The organism is Streptomyces sp. NPDC001351, assembly GCF_042896045.1.
In the GTDB taxonomy this organism is placed as follows: Bacteria; Actinomycetota; Actinomycetes; order Streptomycetales; family Streptomycetaceae; genus Streptomyces.
The window spans coordinates 450,566-471,389 of sequence record NZ_JBIAWS010000005.1 but is presented as its reverse complement, the minus strand read 5'-3'; the positions used below and the strand labels follow the sequence as shown (position 1 = coordinate 471,389).

Annotated in this window: 14 protein-coding genes and 1 pseudogene; 1 reads left to right on the top strand and 14 read right to left on the bottom strand. The window is 69.7% G+C overall.

Translation table 11 applies throughout. The features are described 5' to 3' along the window. Positions 1–9: 9 nt before the first annotated feature. From ACFY1U_RS20915 to ACFY1U_RS20905, 3 genes are all read right to left on the bottom strand, one after another. The gene (locus ACFY1U_RS20915) at positions 10–537 is read right to left on the bottom strand and encodes an SMI1/KNR4 family protein (protein WP_390695608.1); all 528 of its coding nucleotides are present in this window, start codon (positions 535–537) and stop codon (positions 10–12) included. A gap of 121 nt (positions 538–658) precedes the next feature. Beyond that, positions 659–1,321, bottom strand: a complete 663-nt coding sequence (locus ACFY1U_RS20910; protein WP_390695607.1) for a response regulator — start codon at positions 1,319–1,321, stop codon at positions 659–661. Continuing rightward, positions 1,318–2,499: a sensor histidine kinase gene (locus tag ACFY1U_RS20905; protein WP_390695606.1), complete on the bottom strand. Its 1,182-nt coding sequence runs from the start codon at positions 2,497–2,499 to the stop codon at positions 1,318–1,320. The genes ACFY1U_RS20910 and ACFY1U_RS20905 overlap by 4 nt, the downstream gene beginning before the upstream one ends. Before the next feature lie 251 nt (positions 2,500–2,750). On the opposite strand from ACFY1U_RS20905, the gene ACFY1U_RS20900 reads away from it, so the two are divergent. After that, positions 2,751–3,311: a DUF308 domain-containing protein gene (locus tag ACFY1U_RS20900; protein WP_390695605.1), complete on the top strand. Its 561-nt coding sequence runs from the start codon at positions 2,751–2,753 to the stop codon at positions 3,309–3,311. A 335-nt stretch (positions 3,312–3,646) separates the two neighbouring features. Here the strand turns inward: ACFY1U_RS20900 and ACFY1U_RS20895 are convergent, their stop codons facing one another. From ACFY1U_RS20895 to ACFY1U_RS20845, 11 genes and pseudogenes are all read right to left on the bottom strand, one after another. Beyond that, a complete protein-coding gene (locus ACFY1U_RS20895) occupies positions 3,647–4,603 on the bottom strand; it encodes a pseudouridine-5'-phosphate glycosidase (protein ID WP_390695604.1) in 957 nt (318 codons plus the stop codon). Further along, the gene (locus tag ACFY1U_RS20890) at positions 4,600–5,751 is read right to left on the bottom strand and encodes a PfkB family carbohydrate kinase (protein WP_390695603.1); all 1,152 of its coding nucleotides are present in this window, start codon (positions 5,749–5,751) and stop codon (positions 4,600–4,602) included. The genes ACFY1U_RS20895 and ACFY1U_RS20890 overlap by 4 nt, the downstream gene beginning before the upstream one ends. Positions 5,752–5,827: 76 nt before the next feature. Next, entirely contained in the window at positions 5,828–6,283 is a 456-nt protein-coding gene (locus ACFY1U_RS20885; protein WP_390695602.1) for an RpiB/LacA/LacB family sugar-phosphate isomerase, read from the bottom strand. An 82-nt stretch (positions 6,284–6,365) separates the two neighbouring features. Continuing rightward, the gene (locus ACFY1U_RS20880; protein WP_390695870.1) at positions 6,366–7,685 is read right to left on the bottom strand and encodes a ricin-type beta-trefoil lectin domain protein; all 1,320 of its coding nucleotides are present in this window, start codon (positions 7,683–7,685) and stop codon (positions 6,366–6,368) included. A gap of 45 nt (positions 7,686–7,730) precedes the next feature. Beyond that, positions 7,731–9,713, bottom strand: a complete 1,983-nt coding sequence (locus tag ACFY1U_RS20875) for an alpha-L-fucosidase (RefSeq protein ID WP_390695601.1) — start codon at positions 9,711–9,713, stop codon at positions 7,731–7,733. 53 nt (positions 9,714–9,766) lie between these two features. Next, positions 9,767–12,175, bottom strand: a complete 2,409-nt coding sequence (locus ACFY1U_RS20870; protein ID WP_390695600.1) for a ricin-type beta-trefoil lectin domain protein — start codon at positions 12,173–12,175, stop codon at positions 9,767–9,769. Positions 12,176–12,228: 53 nt separating this feature from the next. Beyond that, positions 12,229–14,061 (bottom strand): RICIN domain-containing protein, encoded by a 1,833-nt coding sequence (locus ACFY1U_RS20865; protein ID WP_390695599.1) that lies wholly within the window; start codon positions 14,059–14,061, stop codon positions 12,229–12,231. A 102-nt stretch (positions 14,062–14,163) separates the two neighbouring features. After that, entirely contained in the window at positions 14,164–15,702 is a 1,539-nt protein-coding gene (locus ACFY1U_RS20860; protein WP_390695598.1) for an arabinofuranosidase catalytic domain-containing protein, read from the bottom strand. A 71-nt stretch (positions 15,703–15,773) separates the two neighbouring features. Further along, entirely contained in the window at positions 15,774–17,411 is a 1,638-nt protein-coding gene (locus ACFY1U_RS20855) for a glycoside hydrolase family 27 protein (RefSeq protein WP_390695597.1), read from the bottom strand. A gap of 53 nt (positions 17,412–17,464) precedes the next feature. After that, a complete protein-coding gene (locus tag ACFY1U_RS20850; protein ID WP_390695869.1) occupies positions 17,465–18,883 on the bottom strand; it encodes an arabinofuranosidase catalytic domain-containing protein in 1,419 nt (472 codons plus the stop codon). A 396-nt stretch (positions 18,884–19,279) separates the two neighbouring features. Continuing rightward, positions 19,280–20,752 (bottom strand): annotated as a pseudogene (locus ACFY1U_RS20845) (endo-1,4-beta-xylanase); the annotation flags it as partial. Positions 20,753–20,824: the final 72 nt, after the last annotated feature.

Here is a 20,824-nt window from a genome sequence, read left to right as displayed (position 1 = left end):
CCGGTCGCATCAACGGCAGAGCTCGTCCAGGTCCTCGGCGAAGGCAGGGAACTCGGCCTGCGCCTCGGCGACGATCTCCCGGGCGGTCCGGCGGGGGGTGGTGGCGTGTCGCTCGGCCAGTTCTGCCAGCGTCGAGTTGGGGCGGGCCTCGCGGTGCTCGTGCTCGATGACCTCCATCGGGCCCAGGCCGTCGGCCAGCACCCACAGGAAGTCGGAGAGGTTGCCGGCGATGACGCCCCGCTCTCCCTCCGACCCCAGGAACACCACGGGCTGTTCGGCGAGGGGCCGCCCGGGCCGCGCGCACCAAAGGGCGGCGAGGCCTCCGGTGCCGTCCTGGCCGAAGACACGGTAGGCGTCGCCGTCCAGCTCGTGGTTGCCGGTCCAGTGCCGGATCCAGTCGGTGGTCTCCTCCGCGGAGTCGAAGGCCTCGTAGGGCTCGAAGTCGATGCCCTCGCCGTCGTCGTAGTCGAACTCCACCTCGGCCACGGCGGCCAGGGCGGGCGGAAGTCGGCGGTCGTCGCCGGTCGTCTCGATCACGGGTGCAGGCTAATCGGCACCACCGACAACGTCCCTGGGCGCTGTCGCCCCCAGGAAGAGCTCGTCCACCTTGCCATGGAGCAGGCCCTGCTCGGCAGGCGCGGCGTTCAGCCCGGCAGGCTCAGGGGTACAGGCCGGCGCGAAAGGTGAACGAGACGAGTTGCGCTCGATCACGTGCGCCGACCTTCGTCATGGCTCGCACCGCATGCGTCTTCACGGTGAACGGCGACACGGACATCTGGGCCGCGATCTCGTCGTTGCCGAGACCGCTCGCGACGAGGACGACCACGTCCCGCTCCCTGGGCGTCAGAGCGGCGAAGCGGCGCAGCAGTTCCTGGTCGATCACCGGGGGCGGACTGTGGGTCATGTGACCGATGAGCGCGGCCGTCGCAGCGGCCGACAGCGCACCGCCACCGCCGACGACCTCGGTGATTCCGGCGACGAGTTCAGCAGGGCTCACGGTCTTGCTGAGGAAACCGTTGGCCCCCGCGCGAAGGGCGGCGAGAACGATGTCGTCCTGGTCAAAAGTGGTCAGCACGATCACCCGCAGTTCTTCGGGTGGGTGCTCCTTGCGGATCCGGCGGGTGGCTTCGACACCGTCGATGCCCGGCATACGGATGTCCATCAGGACGAGGTCGACGGGGTGGTCCCGCAGATAGGGGACGACCTGGAGTCCATCGGAGAGATCAGCCACGACCACGAGACTCGGGTCGAGCCGAAGCATCGCCCGGATCCCGGCCCTGATCTCGGCCTGGTCGTCGACGATCAGAATCCGCGTGGTCATACGGCGGCTCCCAGCGGGCTGAATTCCGCATGGACCCGGAATCGCCCGTCGTCACTGTCGATCGTCAGTCGCCCGCTGGAGGACTCGACGCGTTCACGCATCCCCACGAGTCCGAGTCCGCTGCCCGAGCCGGATCCGCGCGGTGAGTGACCGACGCGGTTCTCGACGGTGACGCAGATCCTGCCGTTGCGCTCGCGCACGTCCACCGTCGCCGCCCCCTCTCCATGCCGGTAGGCATTCGTGAGTGCTTCCTGAACGACCCGGTAGACCGTCACGCCGACGCTGGGTTCCACGAAGCCGGCGGGGATGTCGATGGAGGGCCGGACGTCGAGGCCGATGCTCTCGAAAGAGGCGACAAGACCTTCCAGGCCGCTGAGCGCCGGGGTCGGCCGGAGCGCCTCGTCGTCGGAGATCTCGTCTGAGAGGCGCAGGAGCGTGAGGATGCGTTGCGTTTCCACGACGACGGTGCGGGCGCTCGACCTGGCTGACACGAGGGCCTGCCGGGCGGACTCTGCCTCCTCGGGCAGCCCGATCTCCGCGGCACCGAGGTGCATGCTCAGCATCGCGACCTGGTGGCCGATGACGTCGTGGAGGTCCCGGGCGATGCGGAGTCGTTCCTCGGTCACCCGTCGGGTGGCTTCGATCTCGCGGGTGGCGATGGCGCTCTCCGCCCTTTCCTCCAGAGTGCGCCAGTGCTCTCGATGGATGCGCAGCGCGGCCCCTGTCGCGCCTCCGCCTACGGCTGAGAAGAGTGCGGCGGCGCCCACGATCGCGCCGCCGCGGAATCCTCCCAGCGTCATGAACGCCCCCAGGAAGAACGCCGCCACAATGCCGGTTGCGACCAGCGGCTGTTTGCCCCTGAGGGTGACCGAGAACAGCACGAGCACTGCCATCATCCACACCGACAGGGGGTCGTGGCCCACCGCTGTGACGGCGAAGGACGCCGCGCTCGCCACGACCAGTCCTGCCCACGGCCGCCACCATGACAGGGCGACACCGCCGCCGGCGAGGAGCACGGAGAGGGCCGTCGGCCAGTCCGACCCGCGCAGGATCACTGCCACGATCTGGCCGGTGAACACCAGCGCGGCCACCGAATAGGCGGCAAGGCGCAGCGCCTCGGGGCGGCGGACCCACAGGGGTGCCACAGGACCGTCGGGATTGTTCTGTGCCTTGCCCATGGCCTGATTCTCGTGCACATGTGCTGCGGCCGTGTACTTCGAACGATGTAGACGGCAGGCCCGGGCGGGGTGGTGGGGACGGCGGAACTCGTTCGATCCAAGGTCGACGGCAGAACTACTTCGTTCGAAGTACGCGGCCCCTTCCGAGGCCGCTGAGACTCCTCATCGAGGCGACCGTCTCACACCACCACGATCACAAAACGGGACACCCGATGACTCAGACCACTGTGACTTCGAGTACGACCACGACCATGACGACGTCCTCCTCCGGGCTCCGACGGCTCCACCTGATCCGAGTCGCCTTCTCCCTGATCTGGGTGGCACTCGTCGTCACGACCTCCGCCTCGCTCGTGTCGCCGGACAGGCCCACGACGATCGCGGCCGTGCTGCTCGTCATCTACCCCCTGTGGGACGTCATCGCCACGCTCCTCGAGCGTCGTATGGCAGGCGACGGCTCCACGGACCGCGTCGGTACCACCAACATCGCTGTCGGCCTCGCCACCGCCGCCGGGATGATCGCCGCCGTCTTCACCACCATCGGGACGACCCTGCTCGTGTTCGGCGTCTGGGCCCTCCTTTCCGGGGCGATCCAGCTCGCCGTGGCGATCCGGCGCCGACGCACCGTCGGTGCCCAGTGGCCCATGGTCATCAGCGGCGGACTGTCCGTCCTGGCCGGTATCTCCTTCGCTGCCATGTCCGCCTCGGCGACCAGCAGCCTGTCCTCCGTCGCCGGATACTCGGCCTTCGGTGCCTTCTGGTTCCTCGTCTCCGGCATCGCCCTGAGCATCCGCGGCCGACGCGGAAAGCATTGACCATCGACCGCCGCAGCCACCGCACCGGCGGTGCCCAGACATCGGGCTCCTCCGGCCAGGACACGGAGATGTCCACGGACGGCCGCAGTTTCGCCGCCGCGGCCAGGGGCTCGTGCAACGGTGGCTGTCGAAGGCCGTCAACAGGGCTTTGTCCGCCGGGCGTTCGGCCGCCGGGTGGGCGATCTGCTGAGCACAGTGCGGTGCGCGACCGGCCGGCGGCGGTTCCCGCGGATCCGCCGCCGGAGCGGTTCCCGATCGGGCTGTGCGTACGGCGGGCGGACCTGCGGCTGCCGTTGGTGGCGGCCCTGTTGGACCTGTGAGCCGCCGCGGGGGTCTCAGCCGAGCTTGGCGTACTCGACGGCGATGCGTGCGCCGAGCCGCGCGTTGTTCTTGACCAGCGCGATGTTGGTGCGCAGGCTCTCGCCGCCGGTGAGCTCGACGATCCGGCCGAGGAGGTAGGGGGTGGTGTCCTTGCCGGTGATGCCGGCCTTGTCCATCTCGGCCAGGGCCTGGGCGATGACGCCGTCCATGCGCTCGGCCGGGACCTCCTCGTCCTCGGGCACGGGATTGGCGATGCTGACGCCGCCGGGGATGCCGAGGTCCCAGCGGGCGTGCATGACGGCGGCGATCTCGGCGGGCGAGTCCACGCGCATGGGTGAGGTGAAGCCGCTGCGGCGCGAGTAGAACGCCGGGAACTCGTCCGTGCCGTAGGTCAGGACCGGGACGCCCAGGGTCTCCAGGGTCTCCAGGGTCAGGCCGATGTCGAGGATGCTCTTGACGCCCGCGCTGATCACCGCGACGCCCGTCGCGGCCAGTTCGGTCAGGTCGGCGCTGATGTCGAACGTCGTGGGCGCTCCGCGGTGCACCCCGCCGATGCCGCCGGTCACGAAGGTACGGATACCGGCGAGCGCGGCCAGCCGCATGGTCGCGGCGACCGTCGTCGCGCCGTGGGTGCCCCGTGCGATGACGTAGGCGAGGTCGCGGACGCTGGCCTTGGTGACGTCCGGCGCGGTCGCGAGGAGCTCCAGATCCGCCTGGGTCAGCCCGATGTGGGGCCGGCCGTTCAGGACGGCGATCGTCGCGGGGACGGCGCCGCCGTCGCGGATGATCTGCTCGACCTCCACGGCCATCTGCACGTTCTGCGGGTACGGCATGCCGTGGCTGATGATCGTCGACTCCAGCGCCACGACGGGACGCCCGTCGCGCAGCGCCTCGCGGACCTCGTCGGTCAGCACCAGACGCGGGTGCGGGACGGGGGTCGCGGGAGTCGGGGCGGGGGTGGGCGTGGTCATCTCTGGCTCCGCATCGGATCGTTCAGGTCGTTCGGTTCGGTCGGGTCGGTCAGTGCGTCCTCGATCAGACGCGGGGTCAGGTCGGGGCGCACCGTCGCCGGGCTCTGCACCGTCAGGGCCGCGGCCGCGTGCCCGTAGCGGGCGGCGTCCACCGGGTCGCCGCCCGCCAGCAGGGCGTGGACGAACGCGGCGAGCATCGCGTCCCCGGCGCCGGTGACGTCGGCGACCTCCGCGGGCGGCGCGGGAAGGAAGGCCGCCTCCTCGCCCGCGGTGCTCAGCACGCTGCCGCGCGCCCCGAGCCGTACCCACACATGACGCACCCCGCGCGCGTGCAGCGTGTCGGCGGCGGCCGTCACCTCGGCCTCGCTGTCACCGACGGGGTGGCCGAGCAGGGCCCGCAGTTCGTCGAGGTTCGGGGTGAGGGCGAAGAGCGGGCGGCGGGCGGTGAGCAGCGGTGCGAGCAGGGCCGCCTTGGGGGCGCTGACCGGGTCGATCACCACCGGTACGGCGGCGGGCTGCGCGACGTCCATCGCGTGGGCCAGCACCTCGGCGGGCAGATTGCCGTCCAGGACCAGCATGTCGGCGTGGGCGATCAGCTCGCGGGCCGGGTGCAGGTCCCCGGGCGCCAGGGCCTCGGTGGCCGCCATGTCCGCGACCGCCACGACCAGGTCCCCGTCGGCATCGAGGACCGCCGTGTACGTCCCCGTCGGGTGGGCGCTGCGGTGCACGTGGTCGAGGCGCACCCCGGCCGCCGCGGTCTCGGCGAGGAGCCGCTCGCCCGCCGCGTCCCGGCCGACGGCGGCGATCAGGTGGGTCGGGGTCCCCAGCCGCGCCAGGTTCTCCGCGATGTTGCGGCCCACGCCGCCCGCGGTGGTGTCGGCCCGCCCGGGGTTGCTGGTGCGCTGCCGTACGGGGGCGAGGCTGCGTACCTTCACGTCCACGTTGGCCCCGCCGACGACCACGACGGCGTTCTCCTCGCGGAGGATGTAGCCGCGGCCCAGGATGGCGCCCTTCTTGCCCAGGTTGGACAGGTGCACGTTCACCGCGGCCCGGGTGCTGCCGAGGGCGTCGGCGATCGCCTGCGGCCCGGCCAGCGGGTCGCGGCGCAGCAGCGCGATGATCTCGCGCTCCCGCTGGGTCAACATCATGCTGACTAAACTAAAGCGCCTTTATTGGAGTAAGCAAGAGGTGATCGTGGAGGTCTTGCCCCGGCGGTGCGCCTTGTCAGCCAGCGCGCCTGGCGTTGTCGAGCCGTTCCACGCGCTCCACGTTCTCGCGGTCCTCGGCATCCTGGCTGGGCTGCGCCGCGAACCAGGCGTCGAGGATCTCCTTGAGCAGTGGCTCGGACGTCAGGCGCAGGCTGAGCGCCAGCACATTGGCGTCGTTCCAGCGGCGGGCGCCCTCCGCCGTGTACGCGTCGGTGCACAGGGCGGCCCGTACGCCGGGCACCTTGTTCGCGGCGATGGACGCGCCGGTGCCGGTCCAGCAGCACACGACCGCCTGGTCGGAGCTTCCCTCGGCGACCTCGCGGGCCGCGGCCTGCGAGCACGCGGCCCACTGGGGGTCGTCCCCGGGGCTCAGCGCCCCATGGGGTACGACCTCGTGGCCGCGCCTGCCCAGTTCCGCGACGAGCGAGCGCGCCACGGGTTCGTCCATGTCGGAGGAAACGGAGATCCGCATGTGCGGAGCCTAACGCCGGCCGCTGTCCACGCCCCCTCCGCGGGGCCAGGCCCGCAGAGGGGGCGTGCCTGGCCCCGGTGGGTCAGTTCTGCAGGCGCCAGTGCTGGTTCGCACCGCCCGAGCAGCTCCACAGCTGGACTTTCGTCCCGTTGGCGGTCCCTTGGCCGCTGGCGTCCAGGCAGAGCCCCGACTGCACGGCTGTGATCGTGCCGTCGGGATTGATGTTCCACTGCTGGTCCGCCTGTCCACTGCAGTCCCAGATGGCCGCGGCGGTGCCGTTGCCCGCGGACTGGCCGACGCCCAGGCACTTGTTGCCGTAGACGACCAGCTGTTTTCCGGCGGAGTAGGTCCACCGTTGGTTGGCGCCGCCGTTGCAGTCCCACAGCTGTGCCTGCGTGCCGTTGGCCGTGGTGGAGTTGTTGATGTCGAGGCAGCGCCCCGACTGCTGGCCGACGATCTCCTGGTTGCCGGAGGGCGGCGGTGGCGGCGGGTTCGACCCGAACTGGGTGAAGAACTGCCACACCGCTGCCGACGTCCAGGTGCGCCAGCCGTCACCGGTGGAACCGTCGATGGGGCCGGGGTCGTGGCCCGCCCCGTCGAACGCGGCCCAGACGACGGGGTATCCGGACCTGCATCCGGAGTAGGTGGTGATGATGTGCGTCAGGCTTCCGTAGGCCGGCTCGGGCGGGTTCTGCGGGGTGCAGCCGTTGTTCCGGACGAAGGTGTCGCGCAGGTCTCGTCCCGACTGGATGGGCAGCACGTTGTCCCTGAGACCGTGCAGTCCCATGTAGGCGATGGGCTGGGTGCCGCCGTCGCAGCCGCTGAGGTTCGCGCCGGAGTAGACCGCGACCGCGCGGAAGACCGTCGCCCGGGAGCAGGCGAGGGCGTAGGACATCGCGCCGCCGTAGCTGAAGCCGGCGGAGAACAACTGCGTGGTGTCGACGCACAGACCCGCTTCGATCTGGTTGACCATGGCGTCGACGAAGGCCACGTCCTGGCCGCCGGGGTTGGCCCAGCCGTTGCCGTTGCCCTGGGGGGCGACGAAGATCGTGCTGTTGTTCGCGCTGTCCGCCAGGCGCCTGAGGCCGTAGTAGGACCAGTTGTATCCGTCCGTTCCGCCCGAGTCGACGTCGTTTGCTGTGCCGCCCCGCCAGTGGAAGCCGAAGATCAGCCGGTAGGGGTGGTTGCTGTCGTAGCCGGCCGGCACCCGCAGGATGTAGCTGCGCGTCTGGCCGCCGCTCTGGATCGTGTGGTTACCACTGGTCAGCGCCGGGGCCTTGCCACAGCCGGTGCTCGCCGCCGCGGCGGCGGTCTTCGTGGCCGGGGCGGGCGCGCCCAGGCCGCTGCTGAACGAGGTGCCCGCAGCGGTCAGGACGAGGAGTACCGCGGCCACGAGGGACATTAAGAGCGGTTTGCGTTTCATGCACACCTTCTTCCGTAGTCGACTTCAGAGGGCGGTGATGGTCCATGCGTTGTTGGTGCTGGAGTTCGGCGTCCACAGCACGGTGGTGGATCCGGCCGTGGTGCTGCCGCTGCCGTCGAGGGCGGTGCCGGTGCCGCGGTTGACGATCTGGTAGCGGTTGTCGCCGAGGCCGACCAGCGACCACTGCTGGTTGTTGCCGCCGTTCCACGCCTGCTGGCGGGCGGGAGCGCCGTTGGCGGAATTGCCGTAACTGTCGGCGACCATGCCGTTGGTGCGGTTCACGATGCGGTGGTAGCCGTTGCCGAGGTCGATGAGCTGCCACTGCAGGTTGGTGCTGCCGTCGTAGTTCCACTGCTTGAGGTTGGAGCCGGAGGCGACCTTGCCTCCGCTGTCGAGCACCAGTCCGCTGGTCGCGTTGGCGATCTTCACCCAGGTCGTGGAGCCGCCCGGAGCGCCGAGGACGGGGATCTCTCCGGAGAAGGTGAGCTTGACCGTGTACGCCAGGGCGCTGAACGGCGGGTTGGCCGAGGGCATGGCCAGGTGCAGCCCGGAGGCGTCCTGGGTCGGGGCGGGCAGGTTGATGTAGGTGCCGGCGGCGTTGCCCAGCAGTTGGGCGCCGGTCAGGCTGCTGAGGTTGATCTGGTTGGAGTTGAGCGTGGTGACGGTCATGGTGCCGCCCTGCCAGCCCAGCGCGGTGACGTAGAGGACCTTGTTGTCCTGGGTGCGGGTGAACCGGATGTCCTGTGGTTTGCCGGCCACCGGTCCGCTGAAGGAACCTCCGCCCATCTTGGTGGGGCCCTCGCCGTAACTGGTCCAGGAGCGGGTGCCGTAGACCGCCTCTCCGAAGCGGCCGAGCCAGTCGCCCATGCCGAGCAGGATCGACTGCTGCCCTGAGGGGATGGTGCCGTCGGCCATGGGGGCGATGTTCAGCAGCATGGTGCCGCCCTTGCTGACCCGATCGATCAGCGAGTGCAGCAGTGCCTGCGTCGAGTAGTAGCCGATGCCCACCGTGTAGCACCAGCTGGAGGAGGAGATGCTGTCGTCGGTCAGCCAGTACGGGGTGAGCAGCCCTGCCGGGCCGCCGCGCTCGAAGTCGAAGACCTCGCCCTTGTTGTCGAGGCCGTCCTTGTAGGTGGCGACGACGTCCTTGTTCCAGGCGACCGCCCGGTTGTAGTAGTACGCGAGGAACTGGAGCCGGTCCGACTCCTGCACCAGGTTGAGGTCGAAGTCCTGCCAGATCAGGTCGGGTTGGTAGCCGTCGACGACCTCGACCAGCTTGTCGTACCAGAGCTGGTTCTCGGCGGCCGAGCCCTGCTGGCCGAAGAGGATGCGCAGGGTCGGATCCGACTGGTTCGGCACGTGGTCGTAGTAGCCGTTGAAGTGGTAGGCGTGGTGGAGGGAGGCCATGAACTTCAGGCCCTGCCCGCGGATGGCCTGGGCGTGCAGCCCCACGAGGTCGAGTCTGGGGCCGTGCCGGACCGAGTTCCACGGGTTGGCGCGGCTGTTCCACATGGAGAAGCCGTCGTGGTGCTCGGCGACCGGGCCGGCGAACCGCGCGCCCGCGGCCTTGAACAGCCGGGCCCAGGCGTCCGGGTCCCAACTACCGCCCTGGGACGCCAGTTTGGGGGCGAACTGCACGAAGTTGCCGGCCTTGTCGCGGGCGCCGTCGATGAAGTTGTTGTACGGCCACACCGAGGGGTCTCCGTACGTGGCGATGTGGTGATTGTTCTCGGCCGAGCCTCCGATGTACATGTTGCGCGGATACCACTCGTTGCCGAACGCGGGGACGCTGAAGACGCCCCAGTGGTAGTAGATGCCGAACTTGGCGTCCTTGAACCAGGCCGCGGCCGGGGGGTGCTGGTCCACGGAGGGCCAGGTCGCGGTGTAGCTGGAGGGGCCGTCGGTCGCGGCGGCCTCGGGGGCGAACCGCAGCAGGCCGAAGGCCGCGGCCGCGCCGGTCGCCGCCAGCAGCCGACGCCGGCTGATCGGGAGGGGGGAGGAAGTCATGCGGAGCCTCTCAGCGTCGTCGTGGGGGGTGGGTGATCTCGTCCGTCACCGGATCAGTTGCGCGTCCACTTCTGGTTGTCGGCGCCGGTGCAGGTCCACAGCTCCAGCAGGGTTCCGTTGGCCGTTCCCGCACCGGTGGCGTCCAGGCACAGGCCGGACCGGACACCGGTGATCGTGCCGTCGGCGTTGAACTTCCACTGCTGGTTCGCGCTGCCGTCACAGGTCCCGATGTCGACCTTGGTGCCGGGGCCGGTACCACCACTCGCGGCGTCCAGACAGGAGTTGCCGTAGACCCGCAGTTCACCGGCGGAGGTGCTGGTCCACTGCTGGTTGGCGCCGCCGTTGCAGTCCCACAGCTCGACCTGGGTGCCGGAGGTCTGCGACTGGTTGGGCACGTCCACGCACCGGCTGGAGCCGACGCCGACGATCGAGCCGACCGTGCCGCCGCCGGATCCCCCGCTGCCGGGAGTGAGGGAGAGGTTGTCGAACTGCGCCGTCTCGCCCTGGCTGGTCGCGTAGCCGACCTGTCCTCCGGCCCAGGTGCGGTCGCTCACGGAGCCGACCGTGGCACCGTCGATGACGGCGGTGAGGGTCGTGCCCGAGAAGGCGAGTGCCAGCGTGTGCCACCGGTTGGTGCCCAGCGCCGCGACCGTGCCGCGGGCGAGGGTGGAGACATTGCCGTTGGTGCCCGAGTTCAGGATCGACCAGGCCCCGGTGTCACTCACCCGCAGGTGGTAGGCGTTGAGCTGGCCCGTGCTGGTGTAGTCCTGCCCGTTCGCGCGGCCGATCAGCTCGGCGTATCCCGGCTGTTCGAGCAGCACGTCGGACGAGACGGTGTAGTTGCCCCAGCCCACGTCACCGAGCAGGGCGTGCGGATCGGACAGCGCGTCCCAGGTGATCGGCTTCTGCGGGCTCATCTGGCGCACGCACTTGCCGCTGCGGCCGCCGCCGCAGCCCGCCACCTCGAAGGCGCCCTGCCAGTCCATGAGGTATTTCGCCTCGCTGCCGCTGGTGTAGCCGTCGAAGGAGTCGCTGTAGGGCAGGCTCATCGCCCCCTGGGCGGGAGCGGTGGCGGTGCCCTTGCCCTGACCGGTCGTGGTGGTCAGGGTGTAGACGTGGTGGGGCTGTACGGTCAGGCTGAAACCGCCGCCGGACGGGGTGAGGTCCGTGGTGTGCACGAAGTAGTCGGCGGGATTGCCGGAGTTGACGTCCGTCGACCAGACGTGGACGGTTCCGGTGGACAGCCCTCCGGTGATGTTGAAGTTCAGCGTCTGGGCGCTGCCGGCGTCCATCGTCTCGATGACCGTGGAGTAGTCGGAGTTGTCGGTGGACTTCAGCGAGACATAGCTGCCGTTGTTGCGGTTGCCGCCGATGTAGTCGCTGGAGGAGTCGAGGTAGTGCCAGCCGGGGGCGGTGAACTGGCTGGTGTGCGCCATCACCCAGGTGTTCTTGCCGATCGCGTAGTGTCCCGACCACGGCTGCGAGGCCAGCGCGAGCCCCATGGTGGGATAGGGCAGGTTCGGTGTGATCGCGGCGACCACCGGCCAGTTGAGGTACGCGGTCATGCGGCCGTCGATGTATCCGCGGTTGATGCCGCGGGCCATGGCCGGCGCTCCGCCGTTGTAGTCGTCGGAGCCGTTCTCACTCGCCCACAGCGGCTTGCCGGACGACGTGGCGGCCGACGGCACCGAACAGGTGGACTGGGAGGAACGGTAGCCGCAGGGGTAGTGGGTGCCGATGACGCTGACGGCGGCGGCGAACGCCTGGTTGGAGTTGACGTCGTTCGCCACGGCCCAGTCCGAGTCGGCCGCGACGATCTTGACGCTGCCGTAGCCGTCGCTGTTGAGCGCGCTGCGCAGCTGCTCGTACCACGAGACGTTGTAGCCCCGCTCGTTCCATCCGCCGAGGTAGTCGATGGACAGTCCGTGCTGTTTGGCACAACCGAGCCACGAGACCAGGTAGTTGATCATGTCGGTGGACCAGAAGTTCCCGCCGCCGATCCAGCCCGGGGCGCCCCACGCGAGCCCGTACAGCTTGATGTTCGGGTTGCGCGCTTTGGCCTGCTCCATCAGCCACCACTCGTAGCCCCGGTCGCAGTTCAGGTCGGAGCGGGTGTGCTGGTGGCTGGGCTCGGCTCCCGAGGTGGAGTTGGTGTCCCCTCCGACCTCGGCCTTGAGGATCTGCAGGGAGGCGCCGTAGCCGGGCTTGAAGAGGTAGTCGAGGATCTGGCCGCGCTGGGGCTCGGGGTAGTCGATCAGGAGCCTGCTGTTGCCGCCTCCGCCGCTGATCGCGCCGACGCCGTCGAAGGTCCGCCCGCCGGATGCGCCGTTGATGGTGATGGATGTGGCGGCCTGGGCCGGGGCGGCGGCCGTGCCCACGAGGCCGCCGACCGCCAGGACGAGGCCCGCGAGCACGGCCGTCGAGGCGCGCAGGCGCCGCAGCAGCCGTCTGAATGCTGACACGGTGGTTCCTTTCGCAGGTCGGGTGTCCGCCGCCGGTGCGGCCGGCGGACGGTTCAGCGGACGACGAAGTCCTGGTTGGTGCCCGGAGCGTTCTTGCACTGCCACTGGTCCAGCTGTTGGCCCGCGTTGCTGCCGGCGCCGTAGACGTCCAGGCACAGGCCGCTGTTGCGGTTCTGGAACGCGTACGAGCCGTCGGACTGGCGCACCGGCAGCCACAGGCCGTTGGCCGCCGTGCCGGGAGCCTGCTGGACGATGTCCGGGGTGCCCGCCGCCGTGGAGGTTCCGGCGACCGCGACGTCCAACCCCGAGCTCTGGGTGCGCAGTTCGCCGTAACCGCCCGAGGCCGGCACGAACTGGAACTGCTGGTTGCCCTGCCCGTTGCAGCCCCACTGGTCGATCGCGGCGCCCGCACTGCCGGAGTTGCCGTACACGTCCAGGCACAAGTTGCTGTTGGCGACGACGAGTTGGTGGTAACCGTCCGGATAACCGCCGCCGCCGGACGAGCCCGGGGTCAGCTGGACGGCGAACGCGTCGTGCGCGCCCTGGAACGTGAACGGCACGGTGATCGAGCCGCCCGAGGCGCTCACGTTCTGGTCGTAGACGGTCTGCGGCGCACCCAGCGGCGCCTGGTCCGGGATGCGGTGGACGGTGACGTGCACGCTTCCGGCATTCGTCAGCCAGGGCAGGGACGACAGCCCGTTGAAGGTCACGGACGCGGCGCCGGTGTAGCCGTTCGAGTCGCCGATGACGGCCACCGCACGTTGGTTGGCGGGGTCCTCGGAGGCCGCGATCGCCGTCGAGCCGACCTGGCCGGAGGTGTCGACGAGGGTGCCGGTCATGTCGGCGTAGTCGCGAAGCGCCCACCAGTTGCCGGTCGGCTGCCAGGTGCCCCCGCTCTGGGTGAGGACCCCCGTCAGGTTGGGGGTGACACAGCACACCCAGTTGCCGCGCATCGCGTTGGTGTACCCGGACTGCGCGAACCGCGCCAGGTACCAGGCCGTCACCCCGGCGGTCTGCTGGTCGGCCGGCTGGTACTCGTTCGAGGACAGCGGCAACGGGCCGATGCCCGCCGAGCTCAGGGCGTTGCGGAGGCTCTGGGCGACAGTGACCGGGTCGTCGACATCGCCCTCGTTGTGGTTGGTGATCATGTCCGGGACCGTCCCGGCCGCCTTCACATGCGCGAGCCAGGCCTGCCATTCACCCGGGTTGCGCTGCGGGGTGAAGGCGAGGGAAGGTCCCACGATCTGCGCGCCGGGCGCGATGCGCCGGATCTCCCGGTAGGCGCTGTCCCACATCTGGAAGTACTGGGTGCTGTTGACACCCCGGGTCCAGAAGACGGAGATGTCCGGCTCGTTCCAGATGTCGTACGAGAACGTCAGGCCCGAGGCCTGCAGCGCGCCCACCGTGGAGTCGATGAAGCTGATCCAGTTCGAGCAGTCGCCGTTGTCGCACGGGTATTTCGTGTTCGACGGCTGGCCGCCGTTCGCGCCGTAGATGTCGCTGACCAGCACCTGGTACTGGGTGTGGTACGGCGGACGGGTGAGCCGCTTCGCCTGCGCGATGATGGAGTCGAGGTCGGCCCGGGTCGCCGAGCCGTACTGATAGCCGTCCTTGATCCAGCCGCCGGAGAACCATCCACCGCCGCGGAAGGCGTTGATCCCCAGCGGCTGCAGGTACTGGTCGACGGGTTGGCTGCCGTCCTCGCTGATGCCGTAGAGGAACCCCTCCCCCACTCCGGTCGACGGCCCGCGCGTCGACGCCAGGTTCACGCTCAGCGACGTGGCCGAGGCCGCCTGACTCGGGGCCGTCGACAGCAGCGCCAGCACGAGTGCCAGGACGATGCCGGCCACCAGTGCCGGGCGGGGTGGTCTCGCTCTGCTCCTCATCCGATCCTCCTGCGGTTGGGCGCCGCTGCGCCGCGGCGCAGCGGCCTGCCGGGGCGGCGGTCGGATGCCGCCCCGGAGTCGGGTGCGAGGTCCCTTGACGGGTCAGCTCATGGACCACTTCTGGTTGGACTGGCCGTTGCAGGTCCACAGCTGTACGGGGGTGCCGTTGGCGGTGGCGGCGCCGGTCACGTCCAGGCACAGGCCGGACTGGGCGCCCGTGACGCTGCCGTCGGCGTTGAGCGTCCACTGCTGGTTGCTCTGGCCGTTGCAGGTCCAGGTGATGACCTTGGTGCCGGAGCTGGTGCCCTGCCCGGAGGCGTCCAGGCACAGGCGGCTGCCGCCGACGGAGACGGCCAGCTCGTGGGAGGCGCTCTGGGACCAGGACTGGTTCGCCGCTCCTGTGCAGTCCCGGATCTGCGTCTGTGTGCCCGGCGTCGTGGACCCGCCCGGCACCTCCAGGCACTTGCCCGCGCCCACGGCGTGCAGCGCGCCCGTCGTGCCGCCCCCGCCGCTTCCCGTGCCGTAGCCGGCGGCGGTGATGCTCGCCTGGACGGCGTTCTCGGTGGCGTCGGAGGGGTAGCCCGCGGTCATCGCGCCCTCGAAGAACTCGCCCACGCCCGAGACGCTGTTGTCGCCGCCGGTGCCGAGCAGCACCGAATTGTCGGCCTTCATCGGCGAGTAGCCGTTCGGCAGGGGGCCGGAGAAGGTGGTGGTCAGGCTGCCACCGGCACCGTTTCCGTATTTGAGAGTGAAGTTGCTGGTGCCGTTGTTCTTCTCCCACGCGCTGACGAACGGGTAGTGCACGCCCTGGTTGTTCGGGTCCTTGTTGGAGCCGGTGTTGGTGTGGAACATGCCGTTCTCCAGGTCGGCCTCGACCCACGGGCCGCTGCCGGTGCAGCCGCCGAACCAGCAGGCGTTGCCCCAGTAGATGGCGTTCATGGTGGCGTTCCCGGTGTCGGTGTGGGAGTTCTCACCGCTGCCGTAGTCGAAGCAGCACCACTGGTTGGTGTAGTTCGACGAGGTCACCATGTAGATGCCCTCGGGCTGGGATCCGGTGGCCACACCATTCGCGTGGTCGATCCGGTAGCCGACGCCTTGGGTGACCTTGACGCCGAAGACCTGGTGGCCGGCCGCCGTGACCGGCAGGGCCATGGCGTCCGCCCCGACGTCGGAGCCGTTCGGGCCGGGGCCTTTCCAGTAGCCGCCCCAGGAGATCGGCAGGTCGTTGTGCTTGGCGGTCTGGTCGTAGATCTTCGTGATCGTGCACGAGGTGCCCGCACAGAACGACACCTGGGACGCGGCATCGGCGTACCCGCCCGCGGCGAGCACCCCGATGTCACGGTAGCCGTGGTCGGAGGACCGCTGGATCTGGTAGAGCGGCCCGTTGTACGCCGCGAACAGCGCCCTGGTCGTGGAGTGCGCCGTCACACACGGCGTTCCGCCCGCGGCATAGATGTCGCAGGGAAGCGGAGTGTCGGCCGCGGGGGCGTACACCGCCGCCGGTCGGACGCCGGCGGGCGTGCCGGTCCGCGGGGATGTGGCGAACGCCGGTGTGCCGAGCGCGGCCAGGGCCAGCGCCAGGATGATCAGGAGCACGGCGGGGAATCGCCTGTGCCGGCGATCTGCCGCTGATCGGGGCATGGAGACCTCCTCTGCGGTGGTGCCGCCGCGCTGACGGCACCGAAGCTGCCCGTGGCTGTGGGAGGGGCGAGTCATCCCAGCGTCCAGCGCTGACCGCTGCCGCCGTTGCAGGTCCACAGCTCGGCGAGGGTTCCGTCAGCAGTGGCCCCGCCCGTGACGTCAAGGCACAGGCCGGACTGGACGCCGGTGATCGTGCCGTCGGAGTTCAGCGACCACTGCTGGTTGCTCTGGCCGTTGCACTGCCAGATCTCCACCTTCGTCCCCGGTGTGGTCTGGTTGTTGTAGGCGTCCAGGCACATCTGACCGCTGCCGGAGTAGACGGTGAGCTGGTTGGAGGTGGTGTGTGTCCAGGTCTGGTTGGCGCCGCCGTTGCAGCTCCAGATCTCCACCTGGGTACCGGCGGTCGTGGTGGAGTTCGGTACGTCCAGGCACTTGCCCGCGCCGACCGCGTGCAGCTCACCGGTCACGCCGGTGCCCCCGCCGCTGGTGCCGCCCGCGACCCGGTACATCACCGTGCCGTGCGCCGGAACCGAGGCGCTGATCGTGCCGGAGGTGGTGGAGGACGCTCCCGACCACAGGTCGGTGAGGGTGTAGGCGGACGCGCCGGTCTTGCCGATCGCGGCCGCGGTGGTGGTGATGGTCGCCGTGGAACCGGTCTCGTTGAACAGCGCCACCGACACGTCCCCGTTTGCGAGGGGCTTGGCCAGCACGTCCAGGCCGCCCGAGGAGGACACCATGGTCCCCTGTTTGCCGAGGGAGTCCTGGTCGACCGCGATCACCCGGGAGTTGGTCAGGACGGACAGGGTGTCGGAACTGGCCGAGGGGATGTTGGTGCCCGCGATCAGCGGCGCGGCCATCTCCGCCCAGAGACTGAACTCGCTGCGGCTCTCGGTGGCCGTCATCGAGCCGTTGCCGACCTCCAGCATGTCCGGGTCGTTCCAGTGGCCGGGTCCGGCGTAGGAGGCCAGTCCGACGTTGCTGTGGAAGATCGACAGCATGCTGGAGAAGTTCGGGCTGATGTCCCCGGTGGTGCGCCAGCTGTTGCCCACGTCCGCGCCCCAGGTCCACACGTTCTCCTGACCCCAGTTGCACAGGCTGAACAGGATCGGCCGGCCGGTGGCCGCCAGCGCGTCCCGCATCGCGGTGTACCGGGTCCGCGCCGGCACACCGGTGTTGTTGCAGTTGTCGTACTTCAGGTAGTCCACGCCCCACGACGCGAACGACTGCGCGTCCGTGGTCTCGTGCCCGAGGCTGCCCGGGTATCCGGCACAGGTCGCGGTGCCGGCGTCCTCGTAGATCCCGAGCTTCAGCCCGAGCGAGTGCACGTAGTCGGCGGTTCCCTTGATGCCGTCGGGGAACTTCGCCGGGTCCGGCACCAGGTGGCCGCCGGAGTCGCGGCTGTTGGTCATCCAGCAGTCGTCGATGTTGACGTACGTGTAGCCCGCCGCCTGCATGCCGTTGGTGTGCATCGCCTGCGCGGTGGACTTGATCAGTGACTCGGAGACGTTGCAGCCGTACGCGTTCCAGTCGTTGAAGCCCATCTGCGGGGTGGGCGCGAGCCCGTTGCCGAGCGCCGCGGCCGGCTGCGCCGTGCTGAGCGAGAGCACGGGGGCGGCCAGGATGAGCAGCAAGGCCGAGAACGTGAGCGCCAGCGTTCTGCGCAGGGACAGCAGCGGGGGCAGCGGCCTAGGACGCCTGGTTCTCGACATGGTCATGGGCATAAGTCATCGGCTCCTGGGGCGAGTTGGGGACTGAAAGGCGTTCAGCGATAGCCGGCGGCGGTGATGTCGGCCTGCACCGCGTTGTCGGTGGCGTCGGAGGGGTAGCCTGCGACGACGGCTCCCTCGTAGAAGGTGCCGGCGCTCAGGTTGGCGCCGCCGCCGGGCTTGCAGCAGTCGCCGCCGCTGCCCAGGACGATGGCCCCTTGTTTCTTCATGGGGCTGTAGCCGCCGGGAAGCCCGCCGTCCCACAGGGTGGTCAGGCCGCCCGACTGGGCGTTGCCGCCCTTGAGGGCGAACCTCGACGTGCCGTTGTTCTTCAGCATCGCGGTGACGAACTTGCTCGTGAACGCCCGCTGGTTGGGGTTCCAGGACTGGCTGCCGCCCGGGTACAGGCCCCATTCGAGGTCGGCCTGCACCCAGGGACCGCTTCCCGAGCAGCCGCCGAACCAACACTCCGTACCGAAGTTGATGGCGTCCATCGCGCCGGCGGCGTCGGCCTTCCTGGTCGTCTCGCTGTTGCCGTAGTCGAAGCAGCAGCCGCCGTTGACGTGGGTGCCGCTGGTCACCATGTACGCCCCTTCGGGTGCGGCGCCGGTCGGCACGCCCGTCAGGTGTCCGTCCCGCCAGTAGCTGTTGCCGGGGTTGATGTACAGCGAGTACGCCTTGGTGCCGCCGGCGGTCAGCGACTCGGAGGTCGCCTTGGCGGGGCTGCTCTGACTCGAGCCCGGGACCTGGGCCGAGCCCTGGTACCACAGGTCGTTGCCGTGTCCCGACTGGTCGCGGACGGCGGTGATCACGCAGGAGGTGCCCGCGCAGAACGAGTCCTGCGCCGCGGCGTCGGCGAAACCGCCGGGCGCCAGCACGCCGATGTCCTTGGTCGCGTTGTCCGAGGAACGCCTGACCTGGTACAGGGAGCCGTTGTACGAGCCGTAGAGCGCCCGCACCGTGCTGTGCGCGGCCACGCACGGCGTACCTCCCGCGGCGTAGAGGTCGCACGGGCGGTCCGACCCGCCGGACGGCGGCGGTGGGATCGACGCGGTCGCCCACTTCTGGTTGCTCTGGCCGTTGCAGGTCCACAGGATGACGGCGGTGCCGTCGGCGGTGTCCGCACCGCTGACGTCCAGGCAGAATCCGGCGGCGACACCGGTGACGGACCCGTCGGAGTTCTGCCGCCACCTCTGGGTCGGCCGCCCGTCGCACGGCCGGATGACCACCGGGGCCCCGGGAGCCGTGCGGTTGTCGTAGGCGTCCACGCACCGGGTGCCGTTCATCGTCCGCAGCTCACCCGCCGACGTGAACTCGAACGCCTGGTTGGCCTGGTCGTTGCAGTCCCAGATCTCCAGCGCCGTGCCCGACGTGTCGACATTGCCCTTGACGTCCAGGCACCGCCCCGACGCCGCGCTCACCAGGGCTGCCGCGGACGCCGGCGCCGACCAGGTCGGTGCGGACGCCAGCAGCATGGCCAGCAGTGCGGTCACGCATACGGCTGCGGCCGCCGGTAAGCGTGGGACACCAGCCGCGGGGCGGCAGGGCGGAGCGGATGGAGGCTGCATTCTGTGTCCTCGGATCTGCGGGGGAAAGGGGACGGAGAGTGCCGTGCCTGTCCGAAGGTGCTCGGGAGGGGCGTCGATGCTCCCGTCAGCGCGCGCTGGAGCGCCCACAGGGAACACTCAGACATCCCATGACGCCTAGTGATCCCACAGCCTCATCTCCCTGTCAATAGACCTGTCTTGGCGATTCAAGGCGGGATACATCCCATGTCTTGGTCCCGGTCAGACGGTTGTGAGGGCATGCCGAAACCCGCGTCCGGCGACGGCCCGCCGTGCCGGACGCGGGGGTGGGCCCCGATCACCTCACCTGAGGTTCCAGTGCTGGTTGGCACCGCCGTTGGCGTCCCAGACCTGGACGGGACTTCCGTTGGCGCCCTGCCCCGCCGGAACCTCCAGCGCCCGGCCGGAGGCCACGTTGATCAGGGTGTACGAACCGTCGCCGTTCTGGGTGGCCCGCCAGTGCTGGTTCGCACCGCCGTTGTTGTCCCAGATCGTCAGGCGCGTGCCGTTGCCGGTCTGGCCACCTGGCTCGTCCAGCACCCGCCCACTGGCGATGTTGGTCAGCGTGTACGAGCCGTCGCTGTTCTGGTTCGCCCGCCACTGCTGGTTCGCGGCGCTCCCGTTGGCGTCCCAGACCTGCACCGGCGTGCCGTTCCCGGTCTGCCCGCTCGGCACGTCCAGCACCCGCCCCGCGGAGGCCACGCTCACCTGGTACACCTGGCCGGAGACGATGCCGCCGCCCGGGTTCTGGGTGCCGCCGCCCAGCGCGGACAGGACCGCGTCGTAGGCGGGCTTCTTGTTGCCGTTGTTGTCGAACAGCAGCGGGTTCTCGCCGCTGCGCCAGGAGTCGCTGTCCCGGATGCCCCACACGGTGATACCGGTGCAACGCGCGACGTTCATGCACGCCTTGACGGTGTTCGCGTAGGCGCTTGCCGGCGCCTGCGCGATGTCCAGCTCGGTTATCTGTACGTCGACGCCGAGCGCGGCGAAGTTGGACAGCGTGGTCTGGAAGCTCGCGGGCGGTCCGCCGGTGCCGAAGTGGGACTGGAAGCCGACGCAGTCGATGGGCACGCCACGGGACTTGAAGTCGCGCACCATGTTGTAGACGCCCTGGGTCTTGGCGTCGGACCAGTTCTCGATGTTGTAGTCGTTGTAGCAGAGCTTGGCCGCCGGGTCGACGTTCCGGGCGGTGCGGAACGCCTCCTCGATGAAGCCGTTGCCCAGCACGTCGTGGAACACCGAACTGCGCTGCTGGCCGCTGCCATCGTCGGCGAAGGCCTCGTTGACCACGTCCCAGGCGTAGATCTTGCCCTTGAAGTGGTTCATCTCGGTGGTGATGTGGTTGTCCATCACGCTGCGCAGGGTGTTCGCGTCCCTGATGGAGCTGACCCAGGACGGGAGTTGGGAGTGCCAGACGAGCGTGTGCCCGCGCATGCGCTGGCCGTGCGCGGAGGCGTGGCTGACGATCTGGTCGCCGGGCCCGAAGTTGAAGGTGCCGCGGGACGGTTCGGTGGTGTCCCACTTCATCTCGTTCTCCGGGGTGATCATGTTGAACTCCCGGTCGAGAATCGTGGAGTACGTCGAGTCGCCGAGACGGCCCGCGGCCACGGCTGTGCCGAAGTAGCGGCCGCTGTCGGCCGCTGCCGCGCCCAGGGTGCCGGAGGCCGCGTGGGCGGCGGTGTTCGCCGGGCCGGCCAGGGCCAGAGCCGTGCCGGCTGCCAGTACGGCGGCCAGGGCCAAGGCCTTGCGCGGACGAGGCTCTGCGTTGAGCCAGAACATGACGGATTCTTCTCCTTGTGTGTGTGGGGGAGCACCGATCACAAGCCGGTGCCGGGGTCGCGAGTCGGGCCG

Coding starts and splice junctions, on each gene's coding strand:
- ACFY1U_RS20910 (WP_390695607.1), bottom strand. CDS start 1,321: ATGACCACGCGGATTCTGATCGTCGACGACCAGGCCGAGATCAGGGCC.
- ACFY1U_RS20905 (WP_390695606.1), bottom strand. CDS start 2,499: ATGGGCAAGGCACAGAACAATCCCGACGGTCCTGTGGCACCCCTGTGG.
- ACFY1U_RS20900 (WP_390695605.1), top strand. CDS start 2,751: ATGACGACGTCCTCCTCCGGGCTCCGACGGCTCCACCTGATCCGAGTC.
- ACFY1U_RS20895 (WP_390695604.1), bottom strand. CDS start 4,603: ATGACCACGCCCACCCCCGCCCCGACTCCCGCGACCCCCGTCCCGCAC.
- ACFY1U_RS20890 (WP_390695603.1), bottom strand. CDS start 5,751: ATGATGTTGACCCAGCGGGAGCGCGAGATCATCGCGCTGCTGCGCCGC.
- ACFY1U_RS20885 (WP_390695602.1), bottom strand. CDS start 6,283: ATGCGGATCTCCGTTTCCTCCGACATGGACGAACCCGTGGCGCGCTCG.
- ACFY1U_RS20880 (WP_390695870.1), bottom strand. CDS start 7,685: ATGTCCCTCGTGGCCGCGGTACTCCTCGTCCTGACCGCTGCGGGCACC.
- ACFY1U_RS20875 (WP_390695601.1), bottom strand. CDS start 9,713: ATGACTTCCTCCCCCCTCCCGATCAGCCGGCGTCGGCTGCTGGCGGCG.
- ACFY1U_RS20865 (WP_390695599.1), bottom strand. CDS start 14,061: ATGAGGAGCAGAGCGAGACCACCCCGCCCGGCACTGGTGGCCGGCATC.
- ACFY1U_RS20860 (WP_390695598.1), bottom strand. CDS start 15,702: ATGCCCCGATCAGCGGCAGATCGCCGGCACAGGCGATTCCCCGCCGTG.
- ACFY1U_RS20855 (WP_390695597.1), bottom strand. CDS start 17,411: ATGTCGAGAACCAGGCGTCCTAGGCCGCTGCCCCCGCTGCTGTCCCTG.
- ACFY1U_RS20850 (WP_390695869.1), bottom strand. CDS start 18,883: ATGCTGCTGGCGTCCGCACCGACCTGGTCGGCGCCGGCGTCCGCGGCA.